Below are 15160 nucleotides of genomic sequence, written 5' to 3' on the forward strand. Positions count from 1 at the left end.
GGAAATTAAGGATTTGCGGCTGGGGAATAGGAAGAATATTGACCTGCTGTATAGACGACAACACAGCATTAGTAAACGTCTCTTTCATTCATCATTTCCCCCCAGATCATGCTCTTCAGGTTGATTTGTGTTGAGTCTCCAGTAATTAACTACCACCTGAATTTGAGGGGTTTTCTTGACATCAAAACTTACCCAATATCAATGATGTTTATTTCTATGTCTTGTAGAGATTACCATTATTCCTGAGTATTTTTGATGTTTTTTTATATCAATCTAATTGATTCAATTTGAATTTATTTATCTTTTGCAAATAAACATTAACTAATATAACGATATAATACTAATATCCAAGACATCATTAGCAAAATCACACTGACAGACAAGGAAACTGCCTGCACTCAAGACAACTCTGCTGGCTACTGAAGATTGATAGACTTGATTAAAAGTAATGTGGAATCTGTCTTGCGTAAATTGAATAAACCTGTATGAATTACCAAGGACGACTCTAGACTCTATGATTAAGCGTCTTACTTCTGTTGTGATCCTCGGTGCGATCGCATCTGTTTCCGTCTTGGCTATTACGCCCAAGGCTCATGCTGAACCTCCTATTGCACCCCCACCTATCCCACCATCAGGAATTTCCGGGTATGATTTAGACCGCCCACTACCTCCTCCTCTCCTTGACCGTCGCTACCGGGATAATGACCGTCGCTATCGAAGTAACCGCCGCTATCGGAGTTACCGCCGCTACCGGGATGATGACCGTCGCTACCGAGATGATGACCGTCGCTACCGAGATGATGACCGTCGCTACCGAGATGATGACTATCGTTATAATGGCGATCGCTACTAGTCCCTCAGCCTGAATTTTACTTCACACTAGGATCTAGCGATCGGCGTAACAAAAAGCCCCCAGTGTTCACGGAGGGCTTTTTTACTTGTTAATTACGAATTGAACTCTTTTTGATCGATATAAAATTTATCGCAAATCTTCCTAAAGATAGATGAAAAATTATCGCTATTCATAAGTTAGAAATTAAAATTTTACACAAACCAGAAATTAACAAAAAATATTAAGCTATCGGTTTTTTTATACAAAATTAACAAATAATTATGATAGGTATTGTCATCATCCAAGAGTAATTGATAAGGTAAGCTTTTAATTCTCACAGAGAGTTATTAGCAAATTTTTAGCTGATTAAAATATTAATTCAGCAAATTCGCACAGCGAAATATCTGGAAAATAATTACTTGATCAATTGCCTGGGAAATTTTTTGATCCGATTTCTCAATTAAAGGTTTTAAAGCTAATTATGTCTAAAATTCCCTACTTACTTGCAGATATTAATCCGGGGACTGGTAATGCTTCTCTCTCACAACCAGTAAACGTCAATGGCACACTTTACTTTGTCGCTAATGATGGTGTAGGCTATCAGATTTGGAAAATTGATCGCACAACAGATCAACCAGTACGGGTTACGGATAAATATAGAGAGTATAATGCCTTCTATGAACTAACCAACGTCGATGGCACGCTTTACTTTAGATATGGCGATGGCGTATCTGGTGATGAAGTTTGGAAAATAGACAACGCTACCGGCAAAGCAGTGCAGGTTGCAGATATCAATCCCGGTTCTGGAAGTTCCTTTCCGCAAAACTTCACCAACGTCAATGGCAAACTTTACTTCATAGCTAACGATGGAAATGGCTATGAGTTATGGAAGATTGACGATTCTAATGGTAACGCTGTCAAGGTAACAAATTTTAATCCGGGTGCTGAGTATTCCTATCCCCAGTCTTTAACTTCCGCCAACGGCACAGTTTACTTTATCTCCACATATAACAACACATATAGTAAATTGTGGAAAGTTGACACCTCTACTGGCAACCCTGTACTAATTGAGGAGATATTATATGCTAATAACCTCACCAACGTTAATGATGTCCTTTACTTTATTGCTAGTAAAGATACAGATAGCAATGGCTTATGGAAAATCGACAACGCTACAGGTAAGGCAGTAGAGATAACTGATACTACTAGGCTGGGGTCTAGGAATGGTGGTCTTAATAATTTAAGAAACCTGAATGGCACGCTTTTCTTTACAATAACTGATGCCAATAGTACTAGCTGGTGGAAGCTTGACAACAATACCGACGAAGTTATACCCATAACAGGAATTAACTTAGGGTCTGGGTATTCTCAGGCTGACATCCTCGCTAATGTTGATGGCACAATTTACTTTTCAGTGTACAACAACAATAGTAATAACCGAGAGTTATGGAGAATTGACGGGACTACTGGTAGTAGCGCTAGAGTTACAGGTATCTATCCGGGGTCTACATATCTTAATTTTAATCAAGTAAAAAACATCGATGGCATCGTTTATTTTACCGCGTCTGATAACAACGGCTACGAATTGTGGAGAATTGACAATAGTACAGGTAAAGCCATCAGAATCACAGATATTAATCTAGGTTCTGGTAGTTCCTTTCCTAATATTTTAGGCAACATAGACGGCAAGCTTTATGTTTCTGCAACTGATAGCACCCACGGTACAGAAATTTGGGCTGTTCCTATAGCTGATATTCTCTCTCATCGGACTCCCTATGCAGCAAACGACAGCTTTAACATTAATCAGAATACATCAATTATTATCAACTCAAACACACTTTTAAGAAATGATGCAGACTTAGACGGGGATGAGTTATCAATTACTGCTATTACTCAACCTAAACAAGGCAAATTAATTCAGAAGAATGATGGCAGTTACACATACATTCCTAATGAAGATTACTATGGTGTAGACCAATTTACATATACCATTAAAGATGAGCAGGGAAACACCAGTACAGCCATTGTCAACCTCACAGTGGATCAATTTCCTGTAGCGTCGTCAAAACAGCCTTACTCAATCACCACAATCAACCCAATTTTAAAATATGCCTCCAGTACATTTTTAGGAAATGTTGATGGTGAACTTTACTTTATTGCTAATACAGATAGCGGTAAAGCTTTACTTTTAAAAATTGATAACCATACAAATCAATTAGTTAAAGTAGCAGACTTTCCCCCAGATTTTGGATATTTATACTTAGAAGGCTTCTATTTTATCAAATTTAATAATAAACTTTACCTAACAAGTTACACTGCCTACGATTATGGTGTAGCGCCTAAGTTATTACAAATTGACAGTAATAGCGGCAAGGTGGAGGCAGTCAAAGATATTAATTCCTCTTCTGAGCTTGTCAATATTTCTGACCTAACTAATATTAATGGCACGCTTTATTTTATTGCATCGGATGACAAATCTAACAGCTATGAGACAAAACTATGGAAGATTGATAATGATACAGGCTATGCGGTGCAAGTCACAGATTTACTCAATATTTCTCAGATAATTAATGAGAATGGCACAACTTATTTTATCAGAAATAAAGAAAACGGTGGGTTTGAGTTTTGGCGACTAGATATTGCTACTGATAACGCAGTAAAGATTACAGAGAGCAGTTTTGGTTCTGTTGTTTCCTCAAGTCTGCTCAATGTAAATGGCACAATTTATTTTACAGCATTTAATAGCAACAATGGTTTTGAGTTGTGGCAACTAAATATTACTACTGGCAATGCAGTATTGGTTAAAGATATCAACACAGGTTCTCCGCTTTTCAATACCCGCGACTTTACTAATATTGACGGTACAATCTACTTTGTTGCTAATGACGGCATTAATGGGTATGAATTGCGGAAAATCGATGCTAGTGGCAATGCAGTCTTAGTCAAAGACATCAATCCCGGTACTGGATATTCTAATCCCGGCAACTTGACTAACGTTGATGGCACACTTTACTTTACTGCTGATAATGGCATTAATGGGTATGAATTGTGGAAAATTGATGCTAGTGGCAATGCAGTATTAGTCAAAGATATCAATCCGGGTTTTCAATCTGCCAATCCCCGCAACTTGATTAATGCTGATGGCAAACTTTACTTTACTGCTGATGATGGTAGCAATGGCAATCAAATTTGGCAACTGGACAATCAAACTGGCAAAGTTTCAAGGCTGACAAATATCAATTCAGCAATGGAATATTCTTATCTAGATTCTCTCATCTACGTCAATGGTACTCTTTACTTTAGATATAACAATGGTACAGAGTTGGCAGCTTTGCCTGTGAATGATTTGTCTAATGACAATCCATTATTAGGAGATGATACAATCATCACAGCAACCAACACACCCATTACTATCAGTATTGCCAGCCTTTTATCTAACGATGTAGATGCAGATGGTGATAGTCTATCTCTAATTAATTTAACTCAACCAAGTCACGGTACTTTAATTAATAACAATGACGGCACTTACACTTACATTCCTAATAGCGGATATTCTGGTTTAGACAGCCTGACTTATACCGTGAGTGATGGCAAAGGAGGTATAAGTACAGCTACTGTTAATCTGAATATTTCTGAGCCGTATCCTGTCCGAGGCATAAATGTAGCATCAGCTTCTAGCGACATTGGTAGTTTATTCCAGGTCAATAATACTTTGTACTTTTTTGTAGGTATACTAAGCGGGCCGCCTGGTGGTGGAAGAAGTCCTAATTTATGGAAGGTTGACAATACCACAGATGAAGCTGTAGCAGTCAGAATTAATGAAGATGATTACAGCAGGACTTATACTTACACGACTATCTTTAACAATAGACCTTATGTAGTTAGTATAGGTCGTTTTGGTTTTGGTTCAATTACTCAAATTGATGTCTCTACTGGACTCTCAACAGGGACAACTGTATCTTTTTTCGCTGACCAATATGAGGAACCACCAGTAAGTCTTGCTGATGTCTTTGTAACTTATAATTATAGTCAATATGGTATTGACCCGACTTTGTGGAGAATTGACGATCGCACTGGCAACTTTGAACTAATAACCACTATTCTTGACGAAATTAACACTGTCACCAACATTACCAGCTTCACTCAAGTCAATGGCATAGTTTACTACGTAACTAGCAAAATAACTTACGAAGTCAACGAAGATGGAGAATATACACAAATTCTGCAAAAATCTCTATGGAAAGATGACCCCAACACAGGCGACCAAATACTGCTAACAGATGACCTTGATCCCAATTCCGAGATTCAACTATATGCCATAAATAATACGCTGTATTTCACTAGCAATGGTTCTCTTGGTCAGGAGTTGTGGAAAATTGACCCCAACACAGGCGAACCAGTAAGGCTAAGTCAAATCAATGTGGACTTAGCATCGGGAATTGATGTTAATGGTACATATTATTTCAGCGCCAATGACGGCATAACAGGTCAGGAGTTGTGGAAAATTGACCCCACCACAGGGAACCCAGTACAAGTAGCAGATATTAATCCTGGTGCTGGTTCTTCTTCGTTTCTACAACCATTCATCTTTAATAATACCCTTTACTTCAGCGCTAATAACGGCACAACAGGTCAGGAGTTGTGGAAAATTGACCAGACAGGTCAAGCTGTGCTTGTCAGTGATATTAATCCAGGTGCGGAGTCTTCTTCACCAACCAATCTAATTAATGTTAATGGTGTACTTTACTTCATTGCCAATGATGGCACAACAGGTCAAGAGTTGTGGAAAATTGACCAGACAGGCCAAGCTGTGCTTGTCAGCGATATTAATCCTGGTATTGCGTCCTCTAACCCCAATACCTTAACTAACGTCGGTGGGACACTTTACTTCTATGCTAACGACGGTAGTGGCAATCCGCAAGTATGGAAGATTGATGAGCGCAATGGTAATGCTGTGCTGTTGGTAAATAATTTATCAGATTATGGGTTTACTTCTATCAGCATCCCATTTGATGTGAATGGCGAATTGTATTTTTCTGCTGATAACCCTACTTATGGAAAAGAATTATGGAGGATTGATTCTTTTGGTAACATTAGTGTGGTGACAGATACAATTAATCCCGGTGCTGCATCTTCCAATCCCAGGGAGTTTACCTATGCTGATGATAAGCTGTACTTCGTAGCAGATAGTGTGGATGGTTATCGCCTATGGGCTGTACCTGTGTCTAATTACGAGGTAATTAATGGTACTGTTAACGGTGACAACCTCGTTGGCACTAACCGCAATGAAACCATTAATGGTGGAGAGGGCAACGACTATATTGATGGTAGTGGCGGCAATGATAATATTAACGGTGGCTTAGGTAATAGCGATCGCCTATTTGCTGGCGACGGTGATGATATAATTATCGACCCCGATGGTGTTTTTGCCGCTCACGGTGGTCTGGGAGACGATAAAATCAACATCACATTTGCCTCTAGTTGGGACAACAACAGCAACCCCAACGATGCACCCCGTTCAGATGGCAAAATTACAGGTGGTCAGGGTAATGACTCGATTACCGTGACGATGAATAATTTCCGCTTCTTTATTAATTTAAAGGGTGATGAACCTGTCAGCAATACAGCCCAAGATGGTAACGATGTCATTACTTTACAGGGTAGCTATGCTAACTCTGTGGTTGATTTGGGTGGTGGTGATGATACTTTCAATGGCGGCGTAGGGTCTGATAACGTCTCTGGTGACGATGGTAATGATAGCTTATTTGGTGGCGATGGGGATGATAAGCTTGATGGTGGTCTAGGTGATGACATACTTATAGGCGGTAAAGGTCGAGATACATTAATTGGTGGTGCTGGTCAAGATAGTTTTTACGTGAGGTTGCCTGTAGTTGGTGATTTTGATACTATCAATGACTTCACAATCACTGATGACAAAATTGTCATTTCTCAGGCTGAATTTGGGCTTAATCAAGATGTGGGTACGCTTGATAGTGCATTCCGACTGGGAACTGAGGCTACGGCAGTAGGCGATCGCTTTATTTATGACCAATTTACGGGTAATCTGTTCTTTGATGCCGATGGTTTAGGTGGTGCAGCACAAGTCAAATTAGCGCAACTATCCAACCAAGCCGCACTCACTGTTAATCAAATTTATGTGATTGCATAGTCTGATTTGGGATTGAGGTAATGGGTAATTGTTTTCTACTATTACCCATTACCAACCCCCACGAGATGATATTACGGGCGTTGCTGAATTGGATATGAAATGGTAAAATGAACTTCCTTGTTCTTTGTAACTTTGTGCCTTTGCGCCTTTGCGTGAGACAAATTCATATCTTGATTCAGCAACGCCATATTACGAATTAGCAGCAAGCGCGATCGCATGATGGCGAATGTGGTCTTCTACAAAACTGGCAATAAAATAATAGCTGTGGTCATAGCCTATTTGATAACGTAAGTTAAGCGGTTGGTTAACTGCTGTACAGGCTTGCGCGAATATATCTGTGAACAATTGGTCAGCCAAAAACTGATCATCCGTACCTTGATCAATGAGAATTTGACTGTGATAACCCAACTTCTGCACTAATTCACTAGCATCATAATCACGCCAACTTGCTTGATTATTACCTAAATAACGACTAAAAGCTTTTTGACCCCAAGGACAACGTATAGGTGCAACAATAGGTGCAAAAGCCGAAACAGATTTAAAAAGATGGGGGTTTCGCATAGCACATACCAGCGCCCCATGTCCACCCATAGAATGACCGAAAATACCTTGTTTGTCTGGTTGTATGGGAAAATTAGCGGTTATCAACGCAGGCAATTCTTGCACAATATAACTATACATTTGGTAGTGCGATCGCCAAGGTTCCACCGTCGCATCCACATAAAAACCCGCACCCGTCCCAAAGTCCCACTCATCATCTTCCCCTAGAATACCAGTATTACGCGGGCTAGTATCAGGCGCAACCAACATTAACCCGTACTCAGCCGCGTAACGCTGCGCCCCAGCTTTCACCATGAAGTTCTCTTCCGTACAAGTCAACCCAGAGAGAAAATAAAGCACGGGTACAGGTTTTTCTGCTGCTTGTGGTGGTTGATAAACAGCGAAGCGCATATCACCGTTACAACTAGAAGAAGCATGAGAATAAAAGCCGAGTTTTCCCTCAAAGCTTTTATATTCACTGATGAGTTTGATGTTAGTCATTTTTTGAATTTTATTATTAGAATCAATTCATTTCATCACTTAGCATCACTAAATTTCTTATACTCTCTAATGTATTTAAAAGGAAAAGGAATTACCGTACTTTGTCCAGTGCGGACAAAATCAACATCCATAGTTTTAAGAAGTTGTCTAAATATTAATTTAGATTTATCCACCGCAACAATTTTACGGATAAGACAAGCATCTTTGAAATGCCATTGTACATTTTCTCTTCGGTCGCCAACAAAGTAATAAGCTTCTTTTTCGGTTTCACCAAAATATTTTATATTGAGAGAAGCGTCAAATAAATCTTCTTTGCTTTGGTTATCTTGGGGTAACTTCAAACGAATTTGATGTTTATCAAGAAGATAATCTCTAAAACGAATAGCCTCACTTGTGGTACTAACATCAATGATCTTGTCTCCGTTCTTCCTTTTTGTTCCTAAATATTGTGCTATTAAAGACTTCAAATCTCCTTTTGATATAATTTGTTTACCAATTTTCCTCAGTTCCGATGATAATGATTGAAATTTTTCAATATCAAGTTCAGATGGTTCTTGCAAAAATTCTTCTAATAGATCAGCCAGTGCATTTCCACTTCGCTTGTTTTCAGGAAGTTCAGTTTCAACTTCCCTCAGAATAGCTTCTATCTTAGAAAGGTCAGGAATGCTTCTTTCATTGGTTAGGAATATCTGATTTATATCACCAGCATCAGAAACAACAAGACCTTCCAATGTCTTGATTTTATCTCCAGAGCGAATCTCTGTCATATACTTGCTATATTTTTCAAACTTTTGCCAGTTAAATAATATATCTTCACCATCTATTTCGTAAAATTTAAAACTACCATCTGGTTGAATTTCCATAAAAATTACATGACTTTTATCCTCATCCCAAGCAGCAAAAGTCCAAATTCCTTTCAGTTGAAGTTTACCCCAATCAAACAAACTCAATCTTCCAGAACTAATATCACGCTTGATAAGCTGTTCCTTGATAATTGTTTTCACAATAGGCTTAGAAACACTTCTAGTTGATTCAATTGTTAAATGTTGTCGCTGGAATTTATCTGTCGAAGGCAGATATTCGTCTTTTTGCCCCGTTTTTTCATAAAATTCGGCATCATGTATAATTCTAAAATTTAGAGCGCCTTGTTTATCACGTTTACCAACAGTAATTAGATTTACATCAGTAATATAAGGAAGAAGAAAGTTTTTCAGGGTAGTTACTAAATTATCAGAGTCTTCATCATTAACTCTATCTACTATATTTATTGCCTGATTATCAAGTTTGGCGTGGAGTTGTTTTGGAGTTGTAAGTATAGTGTTTTTGAGTTCAACGCTATCGTCAATTTCAACAGTAGAAAAACTAACGCTCATGTATTCAGATAAATACTCTTGAATACTATTGCAAACTTGATACAAAATACCTGCTCTGCTCTTCTCAAAATCCTTTATACTACCAAACTCAAGGAAATTAGTATGAATCTTTTTACCTGGTTGACCGCATTGTATGTAAGATTGTGTAGGGTCTGATTTTTCACCGTCAGATGGAAGCCACCTTCTTAAAGTCCCTGTGCCGCTATGAAACACATATTCAGGTCTTTTAAGAATCTTTTTTAATTCTGGTGTGCCTTGATATTCTGCTAGTATAGAAACCTTTTTTCGATAAGAGGTTACACGAACATCCAATAAAAACTCATTTTTTTGCCTCTCATCACGGCTAAGAGTTATTTCAGCAACACCAATCGTATCATAGAGCTTATTTGTCAATGAAGGGACTTTAAGTAATGCTCCAGTCAGATTTGAAAAATGTAGCTGTTTAAATCTAGATCGTGATGAACCCAGAGAATTTATTAATAAGCGGGCAAGTGTTACCTCACATATACATTCATCATCGCCAGTATAAAAAGCCTGGGGTTTTACCTCAACTGCAGATACAGTCTCAAATTTAGGATCTGTTCCCAGTTTTTGACGTAATGCGTAAGTATCGTTTGATTTTTTATCAAACATAGCATAGGCGTATTGAGCATATCCAACAGACATGGCTTTATAATCTTCGCCTATAATACGATCTAGTTCTTCAGCCCCCCACCACTTGCAATTATTGTCTCGCTTTAAGCGGATAAAAGTAAAGTCTCGTTCAATAGCGTCAATATGAAAATTTATCTTCAGCCGATTTGTCAGAATGCTCATGTTATAAATTTTTCAACAATAAAATTAAGTGCTGAGTCATCGATTTTATCATTTTTACACAGATAGGGAACCTCTACAATTTGTCCATCAAATGATGAAATCGGACGAAAGGTAGTGTTGGAGCTACCGAGAATGTTGATCACAAAAACCCTTTCTGCTCCAACAACCGCCATTTTCTCACAGATTTTCTCAATTATTTCATCAGCTTTTACTGCAACCCGATCATTCCATAACTTGAAGTCTATATAAATATTTTGCTCTGTTTTAAAGTCAAAGCGTTCAAACTCATCCACATTCAATTCTAATAAAGGAATCTTTAAGATGTTTTGAAAAATATATTTTCCACATACTTCACCTAATGCACCTTTATAAATATTGTTGAACATGGGAGGAGTTAACATCAGTTGAGATTTAGGAAATGTTGTTGCCCAGCCAGAATCAGTAAACAATTTATAAAACTTGTCGATTTTCATCAACTCTGATAGACGAGCAGTTCTTTCACTTACTTCTTGAACTTCTCTTTTACCATAGTCATCAGTAAAGAAAATTTCGATTTCATTATAGTCATTTTCATGTGAAAAATGATATGAATCAGCAGGTTGTGGCAAATGCAGGTAAATATTATTCCAGTTTAGATTGCATTCTGAATCTTTTGCGATCGCAGGTTGCTGAAGAACCTGTTCCCTTAGTTCTTGCCACTTCTTTACACTTTGATTCGTCCAAGGCGTACTCAGTTGACGACGTATGGAAGCAGCAGTTTGATTACTTTTATGGGATGCACGATTTTGTGCTTCTATTAAATCATCAGACTGCTTAGATTCACCTGCTGATTCAAGGAGAGCAGCATACTCTCGAATAGGAATTACATCTTTTGGTAGAGAAAACCCTGTTAAATGTTTTCGGATAGAAGCGTCAGCCAGAATATGAATTGTTGGAGCCTTCATATTTGTACGACATATTCGCCCTAATGCTTGAATAATGATTTTATTTAAGTAGAGTGAGTAAGCCTTTGTATCGTATGCGTTGATGAAGTCATTAGCTTTTCGTCTCGGTCTATATCTTCCTATATATCTATGAAAAGCTTCATCCAACTTACTCTTAAACTGGTTTAGGGAAAAATTTCCATTTTCCCGAATGAATTCCAATTGAAAAATATATTTTATAAACTCATCATCATCTATATTGTTACTAAAGATATTAACAATAATATTCGTTGGGTTATCTAAATATATCCCATTAATATCCATATTTGAATGCTTGGTAAAGCTATTAATATGTATTGGTTCCATACCAGAAGGAATAGGAAATTGTAAATTTTGTCCAACTCCAATCGTTTGGTATGCAGAAATAATAAATCGGCGTTTATTATTTTTTAAGTCATTTAGAAGTTTATCTTTATTTTCCTCAAAGCTATTTCCACTAAGTACAAAGAATGTATCAGCTACGGAATCATCAATATTACCTTTATTATCATCCAATAACATTTCTGCATACTTATGCAATATATGCAGGTCGAATTTTGGATCTGAGGGCTTTGGTAGTTTATTGAAGAAACAAAGGAACCCATGACAATCAGGATTATCTAGGAAATATTTCCATGCTGTTAAAGCTCTTACATAACGACAAAATGAAAATTCAATACTTTTCTCATCATCATCCGTAATTTTATGACAAAGCTCATTCCATAAAGCCTGGGCTGCTTCTCTATCATTCAAAAGCTCTTCAAGCTGTTTGACTGCTTCTTCCTGTGAATTTGCCCCAACAAACTTAGTTTTTATAGAGACTTGATTGTATCGCTGAGTTGTTTCATTATATTCGTTTTTCAGTTTAACAATAGCATCGTCTTTAAGACGTATAAATGAATCTCCTAGACGTGATTTTAGATAATCAAGGTCATAGTTGCCAATATTTGTAGGAAGCCCTGCGGTAGCTGAAATCCCCACTACCAGAGCCTTTGAACAAACTCCAGCCAAAAAGGATTCTGGTGTACGGCTGAAGTTGAACATATATATTTTTGATAATGTATCATGCTCATCACTATCGACGATATCATAGTAACGAAAGCCTGTATCATAAAAATTCTGACTTTGGATTGTACCTTGATAAGGTTGCAAGCCATAAGGTAAATCATCTTCAAGAATTTTATTGGTTAAAAAATCGACATCCTTAAGGTGAAAATTATTAAGAACTGTCTGAATAGCTAATTTAAGTGGAAAATTTTCTTGACCCCCTTTATCTTCATCTTTTAAATGGCGATAGTTATTTGCAAAAAACTTAATCCTGTTCTGAAAATAAGATAAATAACCTGTAATTTCCCTCAGCATTTCCTGTATGTCAATGCCTGTCTTTTCCTGTTTAATTTCAAAAGCTTTAATCCAATTAGTACGGCTATTGATATCTCCTATAATCTCCACACGTTGATGACGATCCAGCACATTATGAAATTTGTAATCATAAAAGAGAAAGTTTCTTTCTTTAGTTGAAAAGTCTTTGTGAGATTTACAAATATGCTGTAATTCATACTTTTTGAATATATAATTAGCCTTGTCCCGCAATGATTCAATCTGCTCTCGTAGAGATGGACAATTTTTGCCTGAAGAGTTTTTCTTTCGCCAGTTTGATTCTTGAACAAGTAATTCAGGACATTCCGTTTGCATCAGATGATTATGGATATTCAAAAATAAATCAATAATATCTACTCGATGCCGTAATCCCGACTCAATAATATTTTCGAGTACAGCGTTTTTGGTAGTATCAAACTCATCAATAAAAATCACTGATTCATTTATCAGTCGCTCATAAAAGTAATATGATGATTCTACAAGCGTTGTATTTTGACCAAGGAACTTATCTACACTAAGAAATAAGATAGTTTTTTCATCTGTGAAGACTGCGGGATAAAGTTTTTCAATCCATTGATAATCTTGATTAGTCTTTATAGCCGATAGACGTGCTTTTTTTGTTGAAAACTCTGCCGCTAATGTTTTTTTTATCAAATCTCGGAATGCTGGTTCAAGACTTTTACGAATATCTATTTTAATTCTTTCTTTAAAAGTGCTAGGAATTTCATAGTTTTGAAGTAGTTCTATATCTTTTTTAAGCTGTAAATATGTTTCTTTTTTAAACTTATCAGGGATTTGGTCATCTATATTTAGTAGATTGTTAATAACTGTATCCGCATTAGAGTCAATAAAAAGAACATATCTTTCAAAATCCTCCTCATTCCCATTTTCGATGAAACGTTTTTTGAGTTCGTCAATAGGTAGGTTTTTCTTGAGATTGGTAATAAATAAAATCTTTCTCTTTTGTTTGGCAAATTCCTTATAATTAGAATTTATAAAGTTTATAACACTATATGTTTTACCAAAACCAGTAGGCATACTTAAGAGAAGCAGTCCAGAATTATCTTGTTTACAGTATTGATTTAATATTTCTTCCAAAGTTGACATAATGTTAAGCTTTTTAAAAAAGTGTAAAGGTTCAGTCTTGATTTGTGAAGATAGGCGAAAAATAGTGTTTGAACAAAAAGCCGATGAACTCTATTGAATGAAGATTACATCTTTTAGCTATTATTACCTTAATAAGTAAAAAGTTGTCAAATGGATTCAATAATTATAAATTATCGTAATGTTGTTGAGAGAAAATTAAAAGAATATGCCGATTTTATCAACAATGACGACCAAGTTGATGTTGAACTTGTGTTTGATAGGGAGCATCATCATTATTTATTAGTAGAAGCTGGTTGGCAGAATGGTTATCGCATCTACGGCACATTATTACACATTGATATAATTAATAATAAGCTTTGGATACAGCATGATGGTACAGAAGAAGGAATTGCCGATGAGCTAGTTGCTGAAGGCATTCCTAAAGACCATATTGTCTTAGCATTCAAATCATCGGAAGGTAGAAAAATGACAGATTTTGCAATTTCATGAAAATTAGATTTACTTAAATGTAGGGTGGACAGTGCAGCACCAAAAATACTGATATTGGCAAATTAACAGGACTTAGGCAAGTGTCACAATTGGTGGTTGGTGCGTGACGCTACAAGTCTGGTGACTACGTTCAGATATTTTCGCAGCGTCACACACCCTACAGAAAAAATATGCCAGTTGCGTCAGTCCTAATTAAATATCAATCCTATACACAGTAGTTTCGCTATTCGTGAAATACTGTAGAGACGTTACATGTAACGTCTCTACATGGTTTTGGGTTTTACGCTTGTACCTCATCTACCCAAAATATGCTATATAACCTAATTCTGCCAATTGACAGACGGAAGTATTAGTAAAAGCCTCTACCTTGAAAAAGTGTTGATAAATTGCCAATCACCTACAACATTTAGAGGGAAAATAGCAGATGACGAAGAAAAAACCGGAAGAAAAATACACCGACCCAGAATTACGTGAAGAAATAAAAGAAGAAATCAAAGAATCAGATAAAGGCGGTAAACCCGGACAATGGTCGGCGCGGAAAAGTCAGATGTTAGTGCGAGAATATGAAAAACAAGGTGGCGGTTATAAAGACTCAGAAAAAGATGATTCTGCCAAATCTTTAGAAAAATGGTCTGAGCAAGATTGGCAAACTGAAGAAGGAGAAACACGCGCCCGTGATGGTAAAGTAACTAAACGTTATCTACCCAAAGAAGTGTGGGAACGACTGAGTGAGAAAGAAAAACAAGAAGCTGAACAATCAAAAGAAAAATCAGCAAAAGAAGGTAAGCAACACGTTGAATGGACAGATGCTGTGAAGCGGGTGATGCGTGAAGTTGAGCAGGAATCTGATAAATAATTGTTTGTAGTAAGGACTTTAGCCCTCTTCTGTCACTTTCCGAAATAAGCAAGTAGTAAATAACTGAAATTAGCCAGAAGAGAAAAAAGGTTTAAATTGGTTCATGGTAGAAATTAGGTGATTAAATCCAAGCAA

At 37.0% G+C, this 15160-nt stretch carries 7 protein-coding genes; 4 read left to right on the forward strand and 3 right to left on the reverse strand.

Features of this window, described 5'->3' with window-relative positions:
• Positions 1-514 precede the first annotated feature (514 nt).
• Together H6G83_RS27990 and H6G83_RS27995 are read left to right on the forward strand one after the other, a co-directional pair.
• On the forward strand, positions 515-853 hold the full coding sequence (locus tag H6G83_RS27990; RefSeq protein WP_190478147.1) for a hypothetical protein: 339 nt from the start codon (positions 515-517) through the stop codon (positions 851-853).
• Positions 854-1313: 460 nt separating this feature from the next.
• Complete coding sequence (locus H6G83_RS27995; protein ID WP_190478149.1) at positions 1314-7001, forward strand: cadherin-like domain-containing protein; 5688 nt, start codon at positions 1314-1316, stop codon at positions 6999-7001.
• A gap of 189 nt (positions 7002-7190) precedes the next feature.
• Here the strand turns inward: H6G83_RS27995 and fghA are convergent, their stop codons facing one another.
• The 3 genes from fghA to H6G83_RS28010 are packed head-to-tail and all read right to left on the reverse strand — an operon-like array spanning position 7191 to position 13680.
• Positions 7191-8042 carry an S-formylglutathione hydrolase gene (gene fghA / locus H6G83_RS28000; protein ID WP_190478151.1) on the reverse strand — a complete coding sequence of 284 codons (852 nt, stop codon included), beginning with the start codon at positions 8040-8042 and terminating at the stop codon, positions 7191-7193.
• A 35-nt stretch (positions 8043-8077) separates the two neighbouring features.
• Entirely contained in the window at positions 8078-10231 is a 2154-nt protein-coding gene (locus H6G83_RS28005; protein ID WP_190478153.1) for a hypothetical protein, read from the reverse strand.
• Complete coding sequence (locus H6G83_RS28010) at positions 10228-13680, reverse strand: hypothetical protein (RefSeq protein ID WP_190478155.1); 3453 nt, start codon at positions 13678-13680, stop codon at positions 10228-10230. Before H6G83_RS28010 ends, H6G83_RS28005 begins: the two co-directional genes overlap by 4 nt.
• Positions 13681-13830: 150 nt before the next feature.
• Here H6G83_RS28010 and H6G83_RS28015 point away from each other — a divergent pair, with 150 nt between their 5' ends.
• Together H6G83_RS28015 and H6G83_RS28020 are read left to right on the forward strand one after the other, a co-directional pair.
• Entirely contained in the window at positions 13831-14169 is a 339-nt protein-coding gene (locus tag H6G83_RS28015; RefSeq protein WP_190478157.1) for a XisI protein, read from the forward strand.
• A 424-nt stretch (positions 14170-14593) separates the two neighbouring features.
• Complete coding sequence (locus tag H6G83_RS28020; RefSeq protein ID WP_190478159.1) at positions 14594-15025, forward strand: hypothetical protein; 432 nt, start codon at positions 14594-14596, stop codon at positions 15023-15025.
• Positions 15026-15160: the final 135 nt, after the last annotated feature.

Source organism: Anabaena azotica FACHB-119, assembly GCF_014697625.1.
In the GTDB taxonomy this organism is placed as follows: Bacteria; Cyanobacteriota; Cyanobacteriia; order Cyanobacteriales; family Nostocaceae; genus Trichormus; species Trichormus azoticus_A.